Below are 22,199 nucleotides of genomic sequence, written 5' to 3'. Positions count from 1 at the left end.
CACTTGGCTACGAATTGCACGTCCACAATGTCGTCGGCCTTGTGATTGGTCAAGTTGACCTTCGGGGTCAGCAGCGGTCGCTCTCGATGCCGGCTCTGCGCCTACGCCATGCGAGCGGGACCCGGCTTGGGTTTCAGCGCTGTGGCGAGAACGATCCCGGCTACGATAAAGGCAGCGCCAAGCAGGTCGTAGTCATGCAGGCTCTCTGCGAGCAACAGATAGGCCAGCACGGCGACGAACAGTGTTTGCAGATAGAGCAGCATGCTCGCCCTGCTCGCGCCAAGTGTTTCCACGCTTCGGTTGTAGAGATAGTACATCAAGGCGCCGCCCGGGCCTGCCAGATAGGCGAGCGCGAGCAAGCCATGGGCATTCATGGCGGAGCGTTCGTCATTGAACAATTCCCAGAGGTGGAAAGGCAGGGCTACCAGCGCACCGGCGCCGAGCAGGAGCACGACCAACGGCAAGAGTTCGATGCCGAATTTGGAACGGCGCACAAGCACGGTGTAGAGAGCCCAGCAGAACGCACTGCCGACAATCCACAATTCGCCAGGATTGAACCGGAGCTGAAGGAGCGCCGCCAGGTTTCCGTGCGCGACGATCACCATCATCCCGGCGAGCGCGACCAGCGCGCCAAGCGCCTTCCAGAGCCCGAGCGGCTCGCCAAGCACAAAACGCGCGAGCACCATCGTCATGATCGGAGACAGCGCCATGATGATACCGGCCGTGGTTGCGTCGGTATCGTTGAGGCCATGGTAGATCATGCCCTGGCACAGCGTCAGGCCGATCGCTCCGACGGCGATGATCTCCAGGGGCCGGGATCGCAGAAGCCCCATCATCGCGCCGCGATGGCGGTGCACTATCGGCAGCAGGATGGCGCAAGCAAGGGTAAGGCGCCAAAAGCAGAGGCCCCAGGGTGGCATTTCAGGCGCCACCCATTTGGCCGCGATATACACACCAGCCGAAAGAAGCCAGCACAGGACGGCAGCCGGATAGCCGGTCAAAGAGGATATCGACCCGACGGCAGGTTGCTCGCCTGGATGAGATATCGGCACTGCCTGCATGCCATGACCCCGTTCAATGAGCGTTAGCCCAAGAATGTACCCGCAATATATCCCGGTCTTTGGATCTTACATCTGGTTCTGAAAATAGTGAGGTCGAAAAGGGACCTGCTGGAGCGCCTTATCCGCTCACGCCTCTTCGCGCCGCCGCCATGCCCTCGATCATCAGCTTCAGACCGAGCGCACCGACGACGGCGCCGGCGGCGCGGTCGATCCAGTGCTTGACCCGCAGGTAGACGGAGCGCGGCCCGCTCGCCGAAAAGGCGAAGGCGACGATCGCGTACCAGACGAATTCGTTGCAGAACAGCAGCGGCGGCAGGACCAGCAGCATCCACAGCGGCGGCGACGCCGGCAGCATGGCCGCGAACATCGACGCGTAGAAGATCGCGGTCTTGGGGTTGGCGAGCTGCACGAGGAGCGCGTGACGAAGCGCCCGCCAGAACGAGCCGGCGCGGGCCGAGGCGTCGCTGGTGATCTCGACCGGTTCGGTGGCACCACGCCATATCCTGATGCCGATCCAGATGAGATAGGCGCCGCCTGCAATGCGCAGCGTGATGTCGAGCCAGGCGATCTGGACCAGCAGCGCGGTCAATCCCGCCACGGCGATCGCCGCGAAAATGAAGCCGCCAATGCCCATGCCGATCGCCGCCGCCAGACCATCGGCGCGCTCGCCCGCAACCGCGATGCGGGAGACGACGACGAAGCTCGGTCCTGGGCTCATCGCGCCAAGCAGGAAGACGCCGAGGATGGAAAAGATGGTCACGATCTCAGACAAGGTTCCCTCCGAACTGTTCTCTGCGAAGTTTGGCAATTGATGGCGACGCGGGCCGATGCGGAAGTCGGCCGCTTGGTTCGTCCTCACCCTAGCGGCCCGGTCGGCTCGGCAGAAGGACAATGTTCATTCAATTCCTGCCAAGGCGGTTTCAGCTGCATTGGCGCGGCAAAGCATACGCCCCTCGCCTATGACGGACCAAAACGGTGGCGATATTCGCTCGGCGTGATCGCGGCCGATGCCAGCATGGCCCGGCGCAGGCTCTGCTCGTCGCCGAAGCCGACCAGCCTGGCGATCTCGTTCATCGGCAATGTCCCTTCCTCCAAAGCACGTCGCGCGGCCTCGACCCTCAATCGCGCCGTCGCCCGTAACAAGAAACGCAACGCTCCGCGTCATTGCTGCCACCTCGCTGCTGGCGAAGAACGCAAGTGGTAACTAGTCGGCAACCGGCGCGGGGCAAGCGAAAGCGCCCGCCCAGTCATGCCGCCTCCGGATCAGGGAGGCCATCGGATCGTCTCTCACCAGTTGAGAACAAGAATCTTGACGGCACAAGGCGCGGCAGTCTCTTGTCCTCGCAGGCTCGGCCGACAAACGAGGTGCCACCATGGAAAAGATCATCCTGGACTGCGATCCGGGGCACGACGACGCGATCGCCATCCTGCTCGCGGCCGGGAACCCCAAGATCGACCTTCTCGGCATCACCACGGTTTCAGGCAACCACAATGTCGAGAACACCACGCGCAATGCGCTCTCCGTATGCACCGCCTATGGCATCAAGGTGCCGGTGGCGAAAGGCTCTCCCGGCCCTTTAATCATCGATCAGGTGCTGGCCGTCGAGATCCACGGCGATACCGGGCTCGACGGCCCCGTGCTGCCGACCGCCTCGTTCGAGCTCGACAAGCGGCACGCCGTCGACTTCATCATCGACACTGTCATGGCGCATGAGCCGAAGACGATCACGCTGGTACCCGTCGGTCCCTACACCAACATCGCTCTGGCCGTCCGCAAGGACCCGCGCATCGTCGAGCGGGTGAAGGGGGTCGTCGCGATGGGGGGAAGCTACACGCGCGGCAACATCACGCCCGCGGCGGAGTTCAACATCTATGCCGACCCGGAGGCTGCCGACGTGGTGTTTCGCGCCGATTGGGACGTGACCATGGTGGGGCTCGACCTCACGCACCAGGCGCTGGCCACACCGGACCTGCAGGACCGGGTGCGCGCCGTCGGTGGCCCGATCGCCAAGTTCATCCTCGATATCTGGGAGTTCATAGCGACCACGCATCGCGGCCTGCTGCAGATCGAGTATCCCGCCGTCCATGACGCATGCTGCGTCGCGGCCATGATCGACCCGACCGTCTTCACCACCGAGAAGACCGATATCCGCGTCGAGCTTGCCGGCCGGTGGACCAAGGGCATGACGGTCTGCAATTTCGAGAAGATGGGCGGCAGGCACCATTTCGGCGGCACGGCGAGCGAGCAGATCGACTTCCGCCACACCGTGGCGATAAAGCTCGACCATCCGAAGTTTTGTGATCTGGTTGTGGATGCGCTGGAGCGGTTGACGAGGGGCAAGGGTGACCCCCTTCTTCCGCACGGCCTGACCGCGGAGGAAACCGGCCTATAGTTTTCCAAAAGTCGCATGCGCCACGTCCGGATCGCCATCGGCGTCTGCCCCCGTGGGTATGGACGAATCCAATCATGCGCAATAAGGATGGGGATATGGTCTGCTGTGGCGCTTTCGTCGCCAAGGCAGGCGACGAAAACGTTTGTTCAATGACGCTGCGCCGGGCGGGTTGACCTTTCGATTTGACGCCGCCCTGCAAAAGTGTCGATACCGGGGGACCTGGTCATGACCGACAATAAGCCGACCACAGACGTTACCAAGGATTGGCAAGCAACGCAGGGCCAGAAGTCCAGCGCCACCCGCCTCCGCCTGTTCGCCGCGCTCTCGTGGATCGTTGCCATTGGCGGCGAGATCGCCGGGATTGTTTTGCTCTACCGGCACAAGTTCGACCACGGAAACCTGCCGCTGCTGATCGGCATTCTGGTCGGGATCGCGATTTTCGCTATCGCCGGCAACTTGCTTTGGAAGGCGGCCAACAGGCACGACCCGGCCCGCGCATCCGAGACGTTCAGGTTCTTCGTCCAGAACCAGCTCGGCGCGATCATCACGCTGATTGCCTTCCTCCCGCTGGTTCTCCTGATCTTCACCGACAAAAACATGGACCCGCAGAGCAAGAAGGTTGCCGGCGGCGTCGGCGCTGTGCTGGCCGTGCTCGCGACGGTGATCGGGGTCAGCTTCCAACCCCCATCGGTCGAGCAGTACACCCAAGACATGAACGCGTGCGCGGCCCAGATCAAGGCGGGGCAGCCGACCACGGCCTGTTCGCCCGAGGTCGCCGCCCAGGCGCAGGCGATCGCCACCGACTCCGCCGCGGTGGCGGCGGCGACGAAGGACCCGGCACACCCCGCTGGTCAGGATGTCGTGTACTGGATCGCGCCGGAAAACGGAGCCGCGAAGTCCGAGACGGAGCATGTTTTCCACCTCTGCGCAGCCGTCAGTCCGCTGAAGGACAAGACCGTGAACAGCGGCACCGTGACGGAGGCCTACGCACAGAACGCCATCCGCATCACGAAGCAGATCGAGATGGAACAGAAGCAATGCGGGTTCACGACCTCGCCGTGAATTCGCCTGCGCTCTATCGCGCCGGGCGCGCCTGCAGCATGGCGGCAAAGGCGGCTTTGCCCGGCACCCAGCCGGCCGCCTGCTCGGCCTGAATCTCGGCGTTTTCCTTGACGCCGTCGATCAAGCTCGACCATCGCAGGTTCTGCGATTTGATTGTGGATGCGCTGGAGCGGCTGACCAGGAACAGGGCCCCCCTCTTCCGAACGGCCTGACCGCAGCCGCGGCGGAAACCGGCCTATAGCTTTCTGAAAAAGCCGGACAGAATGTTCGGGCCCGCCTCGCCCGGCCGCAGTCTGATCCCGTCCTCGAAGCCGTTCAGCGTCACGCACTCGAAGCCGTGGTGCGCGAGGAGCGCCACCAGCGAGTCACGGTCGAAGTGGTGCAGGTGCTCGTTGGGCAATCGCATGCGCCACGTCCGGAACCATTCGTCGCCATCGGCGCCGAGTTCACGCCAGCGGCAATAAGGAACGGCGATGGCCAGGTGGCGGGCCTGAAGGCGGGCGAGGAAACCCAGGTCAGGGATGTGCTCGAGCACGTCGAACATGGCCACGAGATCCCACGAGCCGGCGAGCGCCTCATTCCAATCGACAAAGCGGACGCCGTCGGGCAGCGGAAACCTGGTGATGTCGCAGCCGGCGCAGTCGGCAACCCCGGTAATTTTGGCGGCTTCGACGAATGTGCCGGTGCCATAGCCAATCTCCAGCACGGACCGAGGTATTTCGCCGGTGATCCCCAGCACCCAGCCAAGCCGCTGATAGCCGAGCTTGATGGTGCGGTCGCTCAGGTCCTCGTAATAGGACATGTATTGCTTGTCGTATGTGATCGGTGTGGCGTCGATCTGGTGGATCACGCCAAACCGGTCGAGTTCGTAATTGTCCAGCATTCGCGTGCGCCCCCCCGGATTGCGAAATCCTTACAGGACGGAGCTAAACGCAACGTAAGCGGCCGGCGGCGGCACGCCGCAGTCCGTATCTCGCCGACTCCGCCTTGCGGTGGACTTCCGTCAATCGTAGGCGAATGGCCGCATTTGCCAATCCTGCCAAAGTCGAAATTCCGACCTGCCACCCTCTCCAGATCTTGACGTTGGTGCGCCTATTTGAGACCCGGGGCAATCGGGACATTTGCTCCATGGGGAGATGAGCAAGCGGTGGGCAAGCTGTGAAGGGCGTTTTTCGATTGCTTGCCGCGGTGATCATGGCGTCCGGGGTGACCGGTTGCACAACCATTTCCTACTACGCGCAGTCGTTGGAGGGTCATGTGCAGATCATGGTAGCCCGCGAAAATGTTGGAAAACTGATCCATAATCCTTCGACGCCTGAGGCATTGCGCACCAAGCTGACGTCGGCGAGCACCATGAGACGGTTTGCGACAGATGAACTGGCACTGCCCGAAAACAACAGCTACCGCAGCTATGTTGACATCGGTCGGGATGCTGTGACCTGGGCCGTTTTTGCCGCGCCGCAGTTCTCCCTGACCCCACGAACGTGGTGCTTTCCTGTTTTCGGCTGCGTTCCGTACCGGGGTTACTTTGCTCGGAAATTCGCGACTGAAAGCGCTGTCGAACTTCATAGACAGGGGCTGGACGTCTATGTCACGGGCGTCACCGCATATTCCACACTGGGCTGGTCCAGTGACCCGCTGCTAAGCACCATGCTCCGTCAGGACGACACGTATCTCGCAAGCCTTATCTTTCATGAACTGGCGCATCAGCGCATCTATGTGGATGACGATTCCGCATTCAATGAGGCTTTCGCTGCTGCCGTCGAAACCACCGGCGTAAGGAAATGGCTCCGTACCGTTGGCGATTACGCCGGATTGCGCCGCTACGAAGCCGATCGCAAGCGCAGAGCCGATTTTCTCGGACTCGTGTCGAAAACTCGGGACGAGTTGAGGCAGGTCTATGAGAGTTCCCGTACCTCGGAGCAGATGGCGGCTGCCAAAGCAGCCACGATCGACAAGCTGCGAATGCGCTACCGGCAGATGCGTGACAGGCGCTGGGCCGGATACCGGGGATACGACGCCTGGTTCGACGCCCCGATCAACAACGCAAAGCTCGCCGCGACCGCTGTCTATGGCGAACAGGTTCCGGCGTTTCTTCGCCTGTTCGACTTGTGCTCCGGCGACTATCCCAGGTTCTATGCGTCTGTTCGACGGATCGCGAATTTGCCCGATCCTTCGCGCGCCCAGGCGTTGAAGACCGCGGCTACGTGTCATTGACTTTGACGAGCAAGGCGGCCGGCCGCGCGAGCCCATGATGGGCGCGGCTCTACTAGTCGGAAAACCTCACGCTCACGCCGCGCTGCCGAAAATAAGCCTGCATCAACTTGCGGCCCGAGCGGTTGTTCTGCGCCAACTTTGTCGGATCGAACACCGCCTGTTTTATCCCTTCTCGTGTCAGCGCCGCCTTAAGCGTCGCGATATGCGCGTCGATGTCGGCATTGTCCGCCCGGAGCGAGACATAGATACTTTCGGTCGCCTGGGCCACGGTCGGTTCGCTCACAGGTGTCGTCCTTTGGTTGGTTGAGCGGCGGCTTAACACAGATTCGCGGCTCCGCCGATACCGATGAGACCGTCAGTCACAGCGCCCGGGCCCAAAACAAACAAGGCCCCTCCCGGGGCCTTGCCATCTCAACCTCAGTGGCGAACTCTAGCCCCTCACTTCCCCATCAGCTGCTTGGCGTTCTCGGCCGTGATCGCTGTCGTCTCCACCGTCACCGTCGGCTCCACCGAAGTGGCGCAGTCGAGCAGGATCTTCTTGGACATCTCGATCGCTTCCTTGGCGCCGGTCGGATAGGTGAAGGTCGCCGCCCAGTCGCCCTTGGCGACCGCTTCGATGCCGCCGGCCGGACCCGGCAGGCCGTCGGTGCCGATGATCTTGACGTCCTTGCCCGCACCCTTGGCGGCGAGCAGCGCGCCGGCCGCCATCATGTCGTTCGAGGCATAGAGCACCTTGATGTCGGGATGCGCCTGCAGCATGGCGGAAAAGGCGGTCTGGGCTTTATCCGGAACCCAGTCGGCGGCCTGCTCAGCCACGATCTGGATTTTCGGGTTTCCCTTCACGCCTTCCTTGAAGCCATTGAGACGCTCCACCGCCGGCGTCGAGCTCGGCAGGCCTTGCAGCACCGCCGCCTCGCCGCCATCCGGCAGCAGCGTCTTTGCCGTGTACTTTCCGGCTTCCTCGGCGATCTTGAAATTGTCGCCGCCGATGAAGGCCGTGTAGTCCTTGCCGGGGTCGCCGACCGTCTTGCGGTCGAGCTCGATGACCGGGATGCCGGCGTCCATGGCGCGCTTCACGGCGGGAGTCAGCGGGGCTGCCTCGAAGGGCGAGATCAGCAGGATATCGACCTTCTGGGTGATGAAGTTGTCGACCTGCGAGGTCTGCGTGTTGACGTTGCCGGCGCCGTCGGCGATCTGCAGGGTGAAGCCCGGCACTTCCTTGGCCGCCGCGTTCAGCTCGTCATTGACGTGCTGGCGATAGGGCTCGGCATTGTTCGCCTGCGAAAAGCCGATGATGAACTGGCCGTCCTTGGCGCATGCCTTGACCATCGGTTCGGCGGCATACGCAGCGCCTGCAATGCACAGGCTGGTGCCTGCGAGCAACGCGACCTGCAGGGCGCGCCGTGATCCTCGTTGAATGGTTTTCATGCTCACTCTCCTCCTCGTCGGGCCGGGGGCCAGACCTTGGTTTCACAGTCTTCACGTACAGCCGCCGGCCTCCTAACGACCCAAACCCTCGCGGCGGCGAACGAGGGATTGAAGCACTGCCGCCAGCACGATGATCGCGGCGGTCGCGAGCAGCTGCATGGCAGGGGTGATGTTGTTGAGCTGAAGGATGTTGGCTAAAGCGCCCAGCATGATGGTGCCGGCGACGGTGCCGACCATGGAGCCGGCGCCGCCGAACAGGCTGGTGCCGCCGATGACCACGGCGGCGATTGCCGTCAGCTCATAGCCCATGCCGTCATTGGCGCTGCCGAAGTTGAACTGGCCGGCATGGACGATGCCGGCCAGCGCGGCGGCAAAGCCGGTAATGGCATAGACCGAGATCTTGACCATCGACACCGGCACGCCGGAAATGCGCGCCGCGCGCTCGTTGCCGCCGACGGCAAAGACATAGCGGCCGAAGCGCGTCGTGTTGAGCACGATCGTTGCGATCGCGGCAAAGACGATGAAGACGAGCGTTGCCACCGGCACGGTGTTGTTAAACAGGCGCTCGCCCAGCACCGCGAAGACAGGCGGCGCCAGGCCCGGCCCGTCGCCGTAGGAAATGTTGATGTACTGATTGCCGGACACGACCAGCGCCAGACCCCGCGCGGCCTGCAGGCCGGCCAGCGTGACGATGAAGGGCTCCAACCGGAAGCGGGTGGAGATGGTGCCCTGGATCGCGCCGAAGACGATGCCCATGATCAGCACGGCGAGGATGGTGGGAACGAGCCCGAAGCCGCCCGAGATCATCATCGATGCGGTGACGACGCTGGAGAGCCCCAGCACCGCGCCGACCGACAGGTCGATGCCGGCGGTTATGATGACGAAGGTCATGCCGATGGCGATGATGCCGGTCTCGGACACGGCGCGCACGATGTTGGCGATGTTGTCGGGGTTGAGGAACAGGATCTCGCCATGACGGCGCGGTGAGAAAATGATGCCGCCGATCGCCACCAGCACCAGGCCGATCAGGCTCTGGAAGCGCACGATCAGCGCCAGCGGATCGCGATGCTTTGGCGCCGCCGCCGGCACAGCTGGGGCTCCTGCCACTGAAACTTTCTCCTCGGACATCAGGCCTCCCTGCCGTTTGCCGCGGCAAGCACCGTGTGCTCGTCGACGCCGCCGATGAATTCCGCCACATTGCGCCCTTGGCGCAGCACCACGATCCGATCACAAAGCCCGATCAGTTCCGGCATTTCGCTGGAGGCGACCAGGATGCCCAGCCCCTGCGCCGCGAGCTGCCGCAGCCGCGCGTAGATCTCGCCCTTGGCGCCGACATCGACGCCGCGCGTCGGCTCGTCGAGCAGCAGCAGCCGCGGATTGCCGAGGATCTCCTTGGCCAGCACCACCTTCTGCTGGTTGCCGCCCGAAAGCGCGCCGACGGCGATGTCGGGGTTCTTCGGCCTGATGTCGAACTGGCCGAAGGATTGTTTGACCGCTTCCGCCTGCCGGCCCGCCGACATCAATCCGAAAGGCGAGATGCGGCGGATGACCGACATGACCAGGTTGAGGCCGACCGCCATCCTGAGCATCAGGCCGCTGCCGCGGCGGTCGTCGGTGACGAAGGCAATGCCGGCGGCGCGCGCCGCCTTGATCGAATCCAGTTTCACCAGGCGGCCATCGATGGCGACTTCGCCCTGCCACCGGCCCGACAGCCCGGTGCCGTAGAGCGCGCTCAAGAGTTCGGTGCGCCCTGCCCCCATGATGCCGGCGAGACCGACGATCTCGCCCTCATGCACGTCGAGCGACACGCTGGTCGGGGCCTGCCAGCCGGCGCTTTCGCGGGACAGATGGAAGCTCGCGTCGCGCAGGCTGAGCAGCGGCTTGCCGGCTGTCTTGGCGCGTTGGGGGATAGAGTTCGTCCAGCGGGCGGCCGACCAGCAGCCGCACCAGTTCGGCCTGCGGCGCGTGCGGTTCGGTGACGCCGGCGACGCGGCCGTCGCGCATCACCGTCACGCGGCCGGCGATTTCAGGCACTTCCTCGAGGCGATGCGAGATGTAGACGATGCCGACGCCACTGGCGGCGAGCTTGCGGATGATGTCGAACAGCCTTTCGACTTCGGCCACCGTCAGTGCCGCCGTCGGCTCGTCCATGATCAGCACGCGCGACGCGTAGGACAGCGCCTTGACGATCGCCACCACCTGGCGCTGGCCGATCGATAGATCGGCGACCAGCCTTGCGGGATCGATGGCGAGCTCGATGGCTTCGAGCCGCTTCTTCGCTTCGCGGCGCATCGCCGGCACGTCGAGGAAGCCGCCTGGGCGCATCAGCTCGCGGCCGAGGAAAAGATTGGCCGCGACGTCGAGCGTCGGCACCAGGTCGAGTTCCTGGAAGATGGTGGCGATGCCGGCGGCTTGCGCCTCGCGCGGATTGTTCAAGTGCACTGGCTTGCCGTCGATGTGGATCGTGCCTTCGTCGGGCGTATAGACGCCCGACAGCAGGTTCATCAGCGTCGACTTGCCGGCGCCGTTTTCGCCCAACAGCGCGTGGATCTCGCCGGCCTTGAGGTCGAAGTCGACGCCGCGCAGCGCCTGCACGCCGCCGAAGCGCTTGACCGCGCCGGTGACGGAAAGCAGCGGCGCGCTCATGCCGGCCTCGCGCAGGACTCTCGCACCTGCAACGCAGCCTGTAGCCGCACCGCCTGCGGCTCCAGGCCGGTCGATGCGATGCGGGCGCAGAGCAAGGCGGCCGCCTGGCGGCCGATCTCGGTGCAGGGCTGTGCGACTAGGGTCAGCCGTGGCTCAAAGCAATCGGCCCATTCGAAGTCGTCGAAGCCGGCAAGCGAGAGATCGCCCGGTATCGAGAGGCCCCTTTCGTGGATCGCGCGCACCGCTCCGATCGTCGTCATGTTGTTGCCGGTGACCAGTGCCGTGGGTGGCGAAGGCAGGGACAGAATGGCGTGGGTCGACGCCGTCGCGCTCGCCGTGTCGACGTTCTCGGGCGAGACATAGTGCGGCAGGCATTGAAGTCCATTGGCCGCCAGCGACGACTGGAACGCCTCGATGCGTTCGCGCGTCGTCGCCAGGCCAGGCTGGCCGGCGATATAGCCGATGCGCTTGTGGCCGAAGGAAGCGACGTGATCGATGAGCGCCCGCATCGACGACTGGTTCTCGACGCCGATCTGGTCGAAACGCTCGTCGGCGAAACGGTCGATCAGCACGCAGGGCAGCTTCTTCTCGGCGAGATAATCGATAGCCCGCTGCGGCGAACCCGATGGCGCCAGGATGACGCCGTCAACGCGGCGCTGATGGAAGGCGCGCACCACCGAAAGCTCCCGGTCGGGATCCTCCTGCGTGTCAGAAAGGAAGACCATCAGGCCAAGGCGCGCGCATTCGGCCTCCACCGCGCAGATGATGTCGGTGAAATAGGGATTGGAAATGGCCGAGATTGCTAGGCCGACGCTTCTGGTCGAGGCGACCTTGAGGGAGCGCGCCAGCTCGTTGGGCTGATAGCCCATGGCGGCAATGGCGTCGTTGATCAGCCGCGCCTTCTCCGGCGAGACGAAGCGGGTGCGGTTGATGACATGCGAGACGGTCGAGACCGACACGCCGGCGCGGCGCGCGACCTCAGCCATTGTCGGCATGGCAGCTCAAATGGAGTGCTGGCAAGCGCTCCTCCCTGATGAGGCGTTTCCTGTCCGCTCTCTTTGGCTTCGGCGGATTTTCGACGAGCGTAGCGTCATCGAAACGTTTGCGCAATCGATTCGATGAGCATTTTTCGCGAAATCTCGTCGCCCTTGGGGATGATCGTTCTGGCGCATCTGGCGATCGGCCTCGTTTCGATTTTGCGCGGTGCGCAATTTCGATCAAACTGGCTGCGCTAGGAAACGGCAGCATGATGCGGCCAATGCGAGGAGAAAATGAACCCGACCGAGAAGGCGCTGTGGTTCGTCGAAAGCCATCTGCCGGAGGCGGTATCGCTCGACGATGTCGCGCAAAGCAGCGGCGTGTCGCGCTTTCATGTGACGCGCGCCTTTGGTGCTGCCACCGGCCGTTCGGTGATGGGCTATATGCGCGCGCGGCGGCTGAGCGAAGCGGCGCGCAAGCTCGCCGCTGGCGCGCCCGATATCCTCTCGGTCGCGCTCGATGCCGGCTACAACTCGCATGAGGCTTTCACCCGCGCCTTCCGCGACCAGTTCGCCACCACGCCCGAACTGGTTCGTGTGCAAGGCAGCCTCGACAATCTCGACCTCGTGGAGCCGATCCTGATGAATCAATCCCTGCTTGCCAGCCTCGAGCCGCCGCGCTTCGAGACCAGCCGTCCATTCCTCATCGCCGGCCTCGGCGAACGCTACAGCTGCGAGAGCAGCGCGGCGATCCCGATGCAGTGGCAGCGTTTCGGTCCCTATATCGGCAACATTCCCGGCGAGATCGGCGACGTCGCTTACGGCGTCTGCGTCAACGGCGACGATGCCGGCAATTTCGACTATATCGTCGGTGTCGAGTGTCCGATTTCTCCGATCTGCCAAAGGGGTTTTTTCGCGTGCGGGTGCCGGCGCAGAAATACGCCGTCTTCGCCCATCGCGAGCACATCTCGACCATTCGCCGCACGGTCAACACGATCTGGAACAAATGGCTGCCGGCCTCCGGTCACGAGATAGCGGACGCGCCGGAGTTCGAGCGCTATGGTCCGGAATTCGATCCGCGCAGCGGCAATGGCGGGCTGGAGATCTGGATCCCGGTGAAAGGGTGAAGAACGGTTCGCCGGGGTCTTCCCTTCTCTCCTTGTGGGAGAACGCTACAGCTCCAAATTCCAGTTCTGGCCGACCAGATCCTTGCCGAAGGAATGGTGGCGCTCTTCCTCGACAAGCTTGAAGCCTGCCGCCTCGTAGATGCGGCGCGCCGAGACGAGGATGTCGTTGGTCCACAGCGTCAGCGTCTTGTAGCCCCTGGCGCGGGCAAAACTGACGCATTCATCGACCAGCCGCTTGCCGATGCCAAGGCCGCGTGCGGACGGCTCGACATAGAGCAGTCGCAGCTTCGCCACCTCGTCTGTCCTGCGCACGACAAAGACCGAGCCGACCACCTCGCCTTCCCGCTCGGCGACCCAGCTGCGCTCCCATTTCGGATCGAAGGATTTGACGAACGCCGCGAGGATCTCGGCGACCAAAGCCTCGTAGGTTTCGTCCCAGCCATAGTCCTGCGCGTAGAGCATGCCCTGGCGGCGCACGATCCAGCCGATATCGCCGACCTGCAGCGTCCGCAGCATGTAGGGAATTTTGGGCTCGGCACCGTCGCTGCCCAGCATGCGCTGCACCGTCTGCATGGCCTTGACCAGCCTGTCCTGGTCCGATGCCGGAAGCCGATCGAGCAAGGCCGCGACCTGGTCGTGCGAATCCCGGTTCAGCGGCGCGAAGGCCTGCCGCCCGGCCGATGTCAGCGCGATCGAGGAACGGCGCGCATCGGCTTCCGTAGCGGCGCGCTCGACCAGCCCGCGCTCCTCGAATTTTTTCAGCAGCCGGCTGAGATAGCCGGGGTCAAGCGCGAGGTCGCGGACAAGGTCGGTGGCAGTCAGGCCATCGCGATGCGCGAGCTCATAGAGCACCCGCGCCTCGGTCAGCGAGAAGGCGCTTTTCAGCAGCCCTTCGTCGAGCAGGCCGATCTGGCGGGTGTAGAAGCGATTGAAGGCCCGCACCGCGTCGATGCGTTCCTTGCCGGGTTGATGGTGAAGCGTCATGGCGTTTCTCCTGTCGCAAATAGGATCAACCATTTACTTGACGGAGTCAACTAAATACCACTTGCCTACCTAGCGACCTGGCGGATCAGCCCCTCGAAGCCATCGGCTAGATTCGCCGTGCCGGCGGCGATGATCTTCGACAGGGCCCTCGCCCGGCCGGGGGTCTTATTGGCGTCAAGCAGCACCGCCCTGCCCTCATGCATGACGAAGTCGAATTTGCCGTAGTCGAAGCCGAGCTTCCGGCGCAACGCACGCAATTCGTCGGGAACCGCAACAGGCTCGCGGCGAATGGTGTCGTCGCCCTTGACCAGGCTTTGCGGCGAGACGTAGCGGGTGCAGCGCTCACGCTCGCCACAGAAGATCCAGAACCGCGCCGCGAAACCGTCCGGCTCCGGTTCGGGGATGAATTTTTCGACGACCAGATTGGTGCGCGTGAAGACTTCCGCAGGAACATCCGCCAGCGAAGCATGGATCTGGTACTGCTCGAAAGTCTCGCTACCAGGAAAGGGAACTGCCTTGCCGGCACGCTCGGAATGCCGGTTGAGTTGCTGCTCGGGCGTTCCCCAATGGTTGAGGTTGCTCTTGACGATGATGGGACCGGCCCAGCCGTCATCGCGGTCAATGACGGCGCCGCTGATGCGGCGCTTGGAGATGTCGCTTGCACCGAGATTGAGGCAGAAGGGAAAGGCGCGCGCATAGTCGACATAGTCGGGCGGCGTCACCGTCGCGTCGACATGGAGAACGGCGATATCGGCATCATGTCTGGTCGAAGGCCCAGGCTGGATGCGAACGGAATGGCCACGCCTTTTCAGCTCTGCCAGTATGTCGAACAGCATATAGGGGCTGTCCCAACGCCGCAGCATGCCGCGCCGGTGCTGGAACTGGTCATATTCATGCGTTATCACCGCGATGCGGGCCACGATCTCTCCTACCGCGCGAAGCAGGCATTCAGCCGGACCGATCCATTGCGCCACCACCTTCGAGCCGTTTTGCATGACTAGCCACTGGGATGCAATTCGCCGCCACTGGCAGTTGCTCGGCCCGCCGCTGCGGCCGCCGCCGGACGCGGTCGAAACCTACGAGCGGGAGCTCGACCTGCAATCGGCGCATGTGCTGCTTTTGGGGGTGACGCCGGAACTGGCCGACCTCGGCAAGACGATGCTGGCGGTCGATGAATCCGCCTCCATGATCGCAAGCATCTGGCCGGGCGACACAGGCACACGCAAGGCGGTGATCGGCAACTGGCTGGACCTGCCGATTGCCTCCAATAGCGTCGATGCCGTCATCGGCGACGGCTGCCTGTCGGCGCTCCATTCATCTACCGCGAGACTTCACCTGCTTGCCGAAATCGAGCGCGTGCTGAAGCCCGGCGGACGGGCCGGCTTGCGCCTGTTCGCCGGCCCCGAGGCGCCGGACGATCTTGCGGCCGTGCGGGAACTTACCCTGGCCGGCGGCGTCGCCACCTTCCACGAGCTCAAATGGCGTATCGCCATGAGTTGCACCGGCGGCTACCCGGACCGCGCCATCAAGGTAAAGGCGATCCTCAAGGCATTCGATGCGCTGTTTGCCGACCGCGAGGAGCTTTCCCTGGCCACCGGCTGGGACATGGCCGTCATCGGCACCATCGACGTCTATGCGACGTCGCAGGCCAGCTACAGTTTCGCCAGCGCCGCAGTGCTGGTTGGGGAGGCAAGCCGCCATTTCGGCCGTGGCCGCCTCGCCCCGACCGGGACCTATGACATGGTCGAACGCTGCCCGCTGCTGGTGCTGGAGCAGCCGCGCCGATAGATACTCACGCCATCGGCAAAGCCGGCCAGCGGTCGACAATCTTGCCGCCGGAAAGCACCGCGATCGAGGCGAACTGCTGCAGCACCGCCTCGCTCTGCGTCGGCCGTAGGAAAGCATAGTCGCCGGGCTTGACCACGGCATTGCCGGTCAGGCCCATGAACTGCTGGTTGGAGGACAGGCCGATCAGGCCGTTGGTCTTCATGCCTTCGGGAAACACCGGCTCGGCCATCCACTTGCCGCCATAGAGATAGCAGCCCTTGCGCGGGAACAGGCCGAGCGCCTGCAAGATCCGCGACACAGCCGCCGGGCCGGGCAGCACCGGCTCGACTGCCTTCAAGATCGGCGTTGCGATGAAGGCCGCCGGTTCAAAGCCGGCGAGGCCGGGCTTGTCGAAATCGCTGGGCAGAACGAAAGCGGAGCCGATCGACACTTCGTTGGCTACCCCGCCATTGTGGAGCAGCGCCGTCTTCGAGCCGCCGATGTTGAGGATGCGGCGCTGGTCCTCGCCAAGGCAATCGGCGAACTCCTCGGCCAGCGCCGAGGCCTTTTTCAGTGCACCAGCCTGACCGCCGAACAGGCCGGGAATCTCGGGCGCATGCGCCTCATAGGCCATGATGCCCCGGCAGTGCATGTGTTCGGGAATCGATAGCGCCTTCAGCGCCTCAGGGCTGGCAAAACCGCCGCGGTGCAGACCGACATCGACCTCGAAGGCGAAACGCAATTCGATGCCGAGCTCGGCCGCCAGCGCGCCATACTCGGCCAGACGCTCCTTCGTGTCGATCAGCCAGCAGACGCGCGACCGCTCGGCGCCGCCTTTCGCAAGCATGGCCCTCGCCGCGCCGACCGGCATCGGCTTGCCATAGAGCATGTCGGCGTCCGGAAAGGCGTCGAGCACGGCCTGCGTGACCGGCGGATGAAAGGTCATGAAGCGGTTCGTACCGAGCGCCCTGGCGATGTGCGACAGCAACGGCACGCAAGCCAGCGATTTGTCGACCAGCCGCACCGCAAGGCCAGGATCCAGGCTCTCCTTCACCAGGGCGATATTGCGGTCCAGCCTGTCGCGGTCGAGTAGAAGGCACGGCTGGAAGACGCCGGCCTCCTTCAACGCGTCCGACAGCGCGGCGAAATAGGCGCTCATGTCTCGATGCCGAACAGGCTGGCCATATAGGGCGATACGAAGCGGTTCTGCGGATCGATGTCGCGGCGCACCGCCATTGCCTCGTCCCAGCGCGGATAGAGTTTTTTGAAATCCGCCGCCTTCAGGCTGTGCATCTTGCCCCAATGCGGCCTGCCGCCATATTTGCGGAAGATCGGCTCGGCGGCGCGCATGAAAGGCAACGGATCGTTCGCGGCATCGTGGTGGATGGCGATCGAGCAGGTGGGCCTTTTGTAGAACGGCGACAGCCAGAATTCGTCCGCTGCCACCGAGCGCACCTCCATCGGGAAATAGACTTCCGGAAACTGCGTCTCGGCCAGCGCGATGATTTCGGCCAGCGCCTTCGGCCCCTCCTCGAAGGGCAGATGGTATTCCATCTCGTTGAACCGGGTTTGCCGGTCGCTGGCATAGACGTTGAGCCAGTCCTGCACGTAATCCTCCGCCGGCAGTTTGGCGATGGCGCCCAGGATCAGCCGGCGGCGCAGCGACGGCAGCCAGCGGAGTGCGGTGCGCAGACGGCGCAGCGTCCGCAACCCCGCCTCATCGTCCTCGGTCGGCCGCGGCGTCGTCGCTGCATCGCTCAGATCACTGGCGATGAACTGCGCATAGCCGGAAAACGGAATGTAGTAGAACTCGGCCGAGCGATGCGCACGCATCATCGTCTCGAACTCGCGCAGCATGTCGGCGATCGGCAGCACCCATTTGCGGCGGTGCAGCCGGTAGGTAGCGATGTTGTTTAGCGTCACTTCGGTCAAGACGCCGAAGGCGCCGAGTGCGACGCCGATGGCGTGGATCGTGTCCAAATCCCCAGCCCTGGAGTATTCGCGCAATTTGCCTAGCCCGTCGACGATCTGAACCGCCTCCAGCTGCGTGTGATAGGCGCCGAGCTTCGGCCCGGAGCCGTGGGTTGCGGTGCCCAGCGCGCCGCCGACTGCTTGCCGGTCGATGTCGCCCATGTTGGGCAGGCCCTGGCCGATGCCTTGTAGCAGGTGCATCAGCGGGCCGAGTCTGGTCCCTGCCCGCACGCGAGCCTGATGTCTTGCCGCATCATGCGACACCAGCCCTTCGATCTTCTCCATAGAGACGATCGTGCCTTCGGACTTCACCAGCGGCGTGAAGGAATGGCCGGCACCGACGACGCGCAGTGGGCCGGGTGCGCCGCGCACCAGATCGGCAAGCTCATTCGTGTTGGCCGGGCTGGCGATCAGTTTCGGCTCGGCGCGAACGAAGCCGGACCAGTTGCTCCAAATGTTCGACATGTCGCCCCTCCCGCTCAGGCTTTTTGTTGGAGCATGATCTCTTCCGAAAACCGGTTTCCACTTTTCGGGATCATGCTGTGACCCGGCGCCGCCGCGACACGAGGACGAACAGACCAAGCAGTATAACGCTGGCAAGCGCACTGGCGGCGGCGAATTCAGGAACCGGCCGGAAATCCTTGCCGTCGATGAGCAGCGATGCCGCGATCGGCCCGATGGCCAGGCCGAAGAGCTGGGCGGCCGGCACCAGCAGCACGGCCGTGCGCGTCTCGTCCGCGGTGATCGCGAGGCGGATCTGGTAGGGCACGATGAACAGCAGGATAAAACCCATGACCAAAGCCGCGACCCAAAATGTCGTCAGGCCCGGTCCGCCGGCGAGAACCAGGCAACTGACCAGCGCGACGGCACCGATCGCCGCGATAGCAAGGCGATAATCGATGCGCGCCTCGAACACGGTCGCTGTCATCGCGCCCAGAACCTGGACCGCGAGGCTGGCCGAGACGATCAGGCCGACGGTGCGGCCATCGATGCCGTACTGCGCACCGAGCGGCTCCAAGAACGCCCAGACCGCGCCGAAGAACATGAAGTAGCAGAAGACCGATAGGAGCGCGGTCATCGAAGGGACCGTCAGCACATTGGCCAGGTTCTCTCCCTTGGGCAGGTCGGCATAGTTGCCCGGCACCTTCCAGGCGATCACCAGGGACGCCAGGCAAACCAGGGCGAGCGCAATGAAGCCGCCGGCCGACCCGGCAGCCGGAATCACATAAAGGGCAAGCAGCAGCGCAAGCGCGCATTGCATGAGCGTCTGGATGGTGACGAAATAGCCGCCGATGCGTTCGGCCCGCCGCGAGCGGGCGATGAGCTCGGTGGCGACCGCCACCAGGCCGCCCTCGGCAAGCCCGGCCACGGCGCGTGCGGCGATCAGCGAATTCGGGCTGGCGGCATAGGCCGTCCACCAGTTGGCCAGTGCCAGCAGGATCAGCAGGACAGCACTTTTCCAGCGCATGTTGCGGGCTGCAAGCAGCATCGCCACGACGCCAGAGCCGACGGCAATGGCGATCATCTCCGCCGTCGCGACCAAAGCAAGTTCGTCGCCGCTGACATGGCCCTCGGTATAGAGGGCGCCGAGCAGCACTGGCTGCAGGCCGAGGATGAGCAGGCCGACCGACCCGATCCACAGGGCCGAGGCAAGCTCGGCGCCGGTCGGATTGCCGACCAGCCAATCGCCATTCCCCTGATGTCCGGCATTCGATGCCAAAGGTGCCTCCCCCAACGTCCTTGCCGCACGGCGAAAACACTGACAATCTGTCAGCATTTCTGGAAACTGATAGTTAATCATGTTTCTTGTCAACCTGAAATTCGAACCTGTCGCGAAGGGTCGGTGTATGGTGGAAGCAAGCGGAATGGTGACCAAGCCCCGGCGCGTGCCCAAGCAGGAGCGCAGCCGCGAGCGCATCGACGCCATCCTGTCGACGACCATGCGGCTGATCGGCGAGAAGGGCATCGACGCCGTCACGATGAAGGAAGTGGGCGCGCTGGCCGGCGGGCCGATCGCTACCGTCTATCACTATTTTCCCAACAAATCGGCGATCCTGGCGATGCTCTACGAGCGCTTCTCCGAGGTCAGCCGCGCCCGCTTCGGCGCCATCATCGCCGAGATCCGAGGGCTGGACGACGTGACGGCGGCGGCCGACCGCCTGCTTGACGATTATTATGAGCGCGTCGCCGAAGACCCGGCCATCCAGGATCTGCAGAACGCGATCCAGGCCGACAAGGCGCTGCAGAATCTCGACATCGCCGAGACAAGGCAGCAGGCAAGGATGTTCTGTGACCATGTCGGCCCGCTCGTCGACCCGGAAAAGCGCGAGCAGTTCGGGCGCGTGGTCTTCCTGATCTTTCAGCTTGCCGGCGGGGTGGTCCGGCTGGCGCTGACGCAGGACGAGGAGGAAGGCCGGCGGACGATTGATGATTACCGGTCGATTATTCACGCGCAGCTGCGGTTGTTCCTTTGATCGACCTCACGGATCCAGCTTCGGCGCCAAGATCTCGACCAGCCAGTCGACGAACACCCTGACCCGCGGCGACAACTGCCGGCTGCGCGGATAGAGCACCGAGATCGGCGTTGCGGTCGGCGGGTGGTCGGAGAGCACTTCGACCACCCTGCCGGCGGCAAGATCGTCGGCGAACCGAAGCCGTGGCGCCTGGTAGAGGCCGAAGCCGAGCCGTACCAGAGTGGCGCTGGTGTCGGAATTGGCCACGGTGACCGGCGATAGCAGCACGACTTCTCGCACCTTGCCGTCGACCATGAACTCCAGCGGCATCACCTGCCCAGTTCGCGAGGAGACGAAGCCGATCATCATATGCCCGGCAAGATCGTCGAGAGAGCGCGGCACGCCGTGGCGCTCGAGATAGGCGGGGCTGGCAACGGTGATCTCGCGCGCGGTGCCCAGCCGGCGCACGATCATGTCGCTGTCGGGAAGCACGCCGGCGCGGATGACGCAGTCGACGCCTTCGCGCACCAGATCGACCAGACGGTCCCCCTCGCCTATGTGCACGGTCAGACCGGCATGGCGGGCAAGCAGCGCCGGCAGTTCCGGCAGGATGAAGGTGCGCGCCATGTGGCCGTTGACGTCGATGCGCAACCGCCCGCGAACCTCGTTGGCGCCGAAGCTGCCTTCGGCATCCTCGATGTCGGCCAGGATGTCGGCGCAGCGCTGATAGTAGGCCTCGCCGTCGAGTGTCGTGGCGACATGGCGGGTGGTGCGCCGCAAGAGTTGTACGCCCAGCCGTTCCTCGAGCTGCTTGATCGCGGACGTAGCGGTGGAGCGCGGCAGGCCGAGATCGGCGGCCGCCGCCGTGAAACTGCGCCGCTCCACGACGCGGGTAAAGAGGCGCATGCTGTCGAGCTTGTCCATAGTCCAATTGTTCGTCTTTTCTGAATAGAGAAGGCACTTCTAGCCTAATTATATCCGTCAAACAGGAGAATAAATAGATGCCATCGCAAATCGATGGAGACGACCATGACCAAGACCAATCGCCCGATAGCCCTGATCACCGGCGGCAGCCGTGGATTGGGACGCAACACCGCGCTCAGCCTCGCTCGCAAGGGCGTCGACGTGGTGATCACCTACCGCTCCCGCGCGGATGAGGCCCAGGCGGCCGTCGCGGAGATCGAGGCGGCGGGCGGCCGCGCCGCGGCGCTGCAACTCGATACGGGCGCGCTCGCAACCTTCCCGGCCTTCGTCGAGGCATTGAAGCGGACGCTCAGCGAAACCTGGCAGCGCGACCGGTTCGACTTCCTCGTCAACAATGCCGGCACCGGCTTGCGCAAGGCGATCGCCGAGACGACCGAGGATGAGTTTGACGCGCTGATGAACATCCACCTCAAGGGCGTGTTCTTCCTGACCCAGGCGCTGCTGCCGCTGATCGCGGATGACGGCCGCATCATCAATATTTCGAGCGGGCTGGCGCGCTTCTCGGTGCCGGGCTCAGCCGCCTATGCGATGATGAAGGGCGGCATCGAGGTGTTCACGCGCTATCTGGCCAAGGAGCTCGGCGCTCGCCGCATCACCGCCAACACGGTGGCGCCCGGCGCGATCGCAACCGACTTCAATGGCGGCCATGTGCGCGACGACGCCGACATCAACCGCATGGTGGCTGGCGTCACCGCGCTTGGCCGCGCCGGCGTGCCCGACGATATCGGCCCGATGATCGCCTCGTTGCTGTCGCAGGACAATCGCTGGGTCAACGCCCAGCGCATCGAAGCGTCGGGTGGCATGAACATATAACCAAAACGCCTCATCTCCCACGCCCGATGTTCCGCCGATCCTGGCCGGCGCAGCGGGCATTTTTCGTGGCCAAAGCCAACAGCAATCGGCGCGTTCCAAAACCGGGCGATTGCTCAAACAAAATTTCGCGCGATTGCGCCCCCTCGCGCGCCTTGACTCTCGCCAGCCAGCAGCCTATTTCACCGGCACGTTAGCACTCGCCATTGGTGAGTGCTAACCAAGGGTCCGGCGCTGCCGGGCTTGTTTGTCCGGCTTCGCCGGACGGAGGAACAGTTCTCACCGTTCTCATTCGAGGAAGAAAAAATGGCAAAGTCGA

Annotated in this window: 20 protein-coding genes and 2 pseudogenes; 7 read left to right on the top strand and 15 right to left on the bottom strand. The window is 63.9% G+C overall.

Annotation, left to right across the window (positions count from 1 at the left end; genetic code table 11):
- Window positions 1-101: 101 nt before the first annotated feature.
- The 3 genes from D3227_RS25230 to D3227_RS25220 form a co-directional block, all read right to left on the bottom strand.
- Window positions 102-1,061 carry a DMT family transporter gene (locus D3227_RS25230; RefSeq protein WP_120016989.1) on the bottom strand — a complete coding sequence of 320 codons (960 nt, stop codon included), beginning with the start codon at window positions 1,059-1,061 and terminating at the stop codon, window positions 102-104.
- A gap of 118 nt (window positions 1,062-1,179) precedes the next feature.
- A complete protein-coding gene (locus D3227_RS25225; RefSeq protein WP_120017050.1) occupies window positions 1,180-1,833 on the bottom strand; it encodes a LysE family translocator in 654 nt (217 codons plus the stop codon).
- Between the two features lie 185 nt (window positions 1,834-2,018).
- The gene (locus tag D3227_RS25220) at window positions 2,019-2,183 is read right to left on the bottom strand and encodes a helix-turn-helix domain-containing protein (RefSeq protein WP_167480833.1); all 165 of its coding nucleotides are present in this window, start codon (window positions 2,181-2,183) and stop codon (window positions 2,019-2,021) included.
- A gap of 251 nt (window positions 2,184-2,434) precedes the next feature.
- On the opposite strand from D3227_RS25220, the gene D3227_RS25215 reads away from it, so the two are divergent.
- Together D3227_RS25215 and D3227_RS25210 are read left to right on the top strand one after the other, a co-directional pair.
- Window positions 2,435-3,454, top strand: coding sequence for a nucleoside hydrolase (locus D3227_RS25215; RefSeq protein WP_120016987.1), 1,020 nt, complete (start codon window positions 2,435-2,437; stop codon window positions 3,452-3,454).
- A 225-nt stretch (window positions 3,455-3,679) separates the two neighbouring features.
- A complete protein-coding gene (locus D3227_RS25210; RefSeq protein ID WP_120017049.1) occupies window positions 3,680-4,516 on the top strand; it encodes a hypothetical protein in 837 nt (278 codons plus the stop codon).
- 235 nt (window positions 4,517-4,751) lie between these two features.
- On the opposite strand, the gene D3227_RS25205 is transcribed toward D3227_RS25210, so the two are convergent.
- Window positions 4,752-5,399, bottom strand: a complete 648-nt coding sequence (locus D3227_RS25205; RefSeq protein ID WP_120016986.1) for a class I SAM-dependent methyltransferase — start codon at window positions 5,397-5,399, stop codon at window positions 4,752-4,754.
- 311 nt (window positions 5,400-5,710) lie between these two features.
- Between D3227_RS25205 and D3227_RS25200 the strand changes: the two genes are divergently transcribed.
- Entirely contained in the window at window positions 5,711-6,733 is a 1,023-nt protein-coding gene (locus D3227_RS25200) for an aminopeptidase (protein ID WP_120017048.1), read from the top strand.
- 52 nt (window positions 6,734-6,785) lie between these two features.
- Here D3227_RS25200 and D3227_RS25195 read toward each other — a convergent pair whose 3' ends face one another.
- The 5 genes and pseudogenes from D3227_RS25195 to D3227_RS25175 all read right to left on the bottom strand — a co-directional run bounded on the left by D3227_RS25195 (window position 6,786) and on the right by D3227_RS25175 (window position 11,802).
- Entirely contained in the window at window positions 6,786-7,016 is a 231-nt protein-coding gene (locus tag D3227_RS25195) for a hypothetical protein (RefSeq protein WP_120016985.1), read from the bottom strand.
- A 155-nt stretch (window positions 7,017-7,171) separates the two neighbouring features.
- A complete protein-coding gene (locus tag D3227_RS25190; RefSeq protein WP_120016984.1) occupies window positions 7,172-8,161 on the bottom strand; it encodes a substrate-binding domain-containing protein in 990 nt (329 codons plus the stop codon).
- A 72-nt stretch (window positions 8,162-8,233) separates the two neighbouring features.
- Complete coding sequence (locus tag D3227_RS25185) at window positions 8,234-9,289, bottom strand: ABC transporter permease (RefSeq protein ID WP_120016983.1); 1,056 nt, start codon at window positions 9,287-9,289, stop codon at window positions 8,234-8,236.
- Window positions 9,289-10,807: pseudogene (locus D3227_RS44080) on the bottom strand (sugar ABC transporter ATP-binding protein). The gene D3227_RS25185 and the pseudogene D3227_RS44080 overlap by 1 nt, the downstream one beginning before the upstream one ends.
- Window positions 10,804-11,802, bottom strand: a complete 999-nt coding sequence (locus D3227_RS25175; protein ID WP_120016982.1) for a LacI family DNA-binding transcriptional regulator — start codon at window positions 11,800-11,802, stop codon at window positions 10,804-10,806. Before D3227_RS25175 ends, D3227_RS44080 begins: the two are co-directional and overlap by 4 nt.
- A 276-nt stretch (window positions 11,803-12,078) precedes the next feature.
- Between D3227_RS25175 and D3227_RS25170 the strand changes: the two are divergent.
- A pseudogene (locus D3227_RS25170) lies at window positions 12,079-12,911 on the top strand (GyrI-like domain-containing protein).
- 45 nt (window positions 12,912-12,956) lie between these two features.
- On the opposite strand, the gene D3227_RS25165 reads toward D3227_RS25170, so the two are convergent.
- Entirely contained in the window at window positions 12,957-13,895 is a 939-nt protein-coding gene (locus tag D3227_RS25165) for a bifunctional helix-turn-helix transcriptional regulator/GNAT family N-acetyltransferase (RefSeq protein WP_120016981.1), read from the bottom strand.
- 65 nt (window positions 13,896-13,960) lie between these two features.
- Window positions 13,961-14,890 carry an ATP-grasp domain-containing protein gene (locus tag D3227_RS25160; RefSeq protein ID WP_245451864.1) on the bottom strand — a complete coding sequence of 310 codons (930 nt, stop codon included), beginning with the start codon at window positions 14,888-14,890 and terminating at the stop codon, window positions 13,961-13,963.
- Between D3227_RS25160 and D3227_RS25155 the strand changes: the two genes are divergently transcribed.
- Window positions 14,889-15,683 (top strand): class I SAM-dependent methyltransferase, encoded by a 795-nt coding sequence (locus tag D3227_RS25155; RefSeq protein WP_120016980.1) that lies wholly within the window; start codon window positions 14,889-14,891, stop codon window positions 15,681-15,683. The genes D3227_RS25160 and D3227_RS25155 overlap by 2 nt on opposite strands.
- A gap of 4 nt (window positions 15,684-15,687) precedes the next feature.
- Here the strand turns inward: D3227_RS25155 and D3227_RS25150 are convergent, their stop codons facing one another.
- From D3227_RS25150 to D3227_RS25140, 3 genes are all read right to left on the bottom strand, one after another.
- Complete coding sequence (locus D3227_RS25150) at window positions 15,688-16,821, bottom strand: alanine racemase (RefSeq protein WP_120016979.1); 1,134 nt, start codon at window positions 16,819-16,821, stop codon at window positions 15,688-15,690.
- Entirely contained in the window at window positions 16,818-18,098 is a 1,281-nt protein-coding gene (locus D3227_RS25145; RefSeq protein ID WP_120016978.1) for a D-arabinono-1,4-lactone oxidase, read from the bottom strand. The genes D3227_RS25150 and D3227_RS25145 overlap by 4 nt, the downstream gene beginning before the upstream one ends.
- Before the next feature lie 70 nt (window positions 18,099-18,168).
- Entirely contained in the window at window positions 18,169-19,353 is a 1,185-nt protein-coding gene (locus tag D3227_RS25140) for an MFS transporter (protein WP_245451863.1), read from the bottom strand.
- Window positions 19,354-19,498: 145 nt separating this feature from the next.
- Between D3227_RS25140 and D3227_RS25135 the strand changes: the two genes are divergently transcribed.
- Window positions 19,499-20,107 (top strand): TetR/AcrR family transcriptional regulator, encoded by a 609-nt coding sequence (locus D3227_RS25135; protein ID WP_120017045.1) that lies wholly within the window; start codon window positions 19,499-19,501, stop codon window positions 20,105-20,107.
- Between the two features lie 6 nt (window positions 20,108-20,113).
- Here the strand turns inward: D3227_RS25135 and D3227_RS25130 are convergent, their stop codons facing one another.
- Entirely contained in the window at window positions 20,114-21,010 is an 897-nt protein-coding gene (locus tag D3227_RS25130) for a LysR family transcriptional regulator (RefSeq protein WP_120016977.1), read from the bottom strand.
- Window positions 21,011-21,103: 93 nt separating this feature from the next.
- Between D3227_RS25130 and D3227_RS25125 the strand changes: the two genes are divergently transcribed.
- Window positions 21,104-21,883, top strand: coding sequence for an SDR family NAD(P)-dependent oxidoreductase (locus D3227_RS25125; RefSeq protein ID WP_208646426.1), 780 nt, complete (start codon window positions 21,104-21,106; stop codon window positions 21,881-21,883).
- The last annotated feature ends 316 nt before the right edge of the window (window positions 21,884-22,199 follow it).

This window comes from Mesorhizobium waimense, from assembly GCF_003601975.1.
In the GTDB taxonomy this organism is placed as follows: Bacteria; Pseudomonadota; Alphaproteobacteria; order Rhizobiales; family Rhizobiaceae; genus Mesorhizobium; species Mesorhizobium waimense.
The sequence above is the reverse complement of the archived record's forward strand: the minus strand, read 5'-3'. Positions and strand labels throughout refer to the sequence as shown.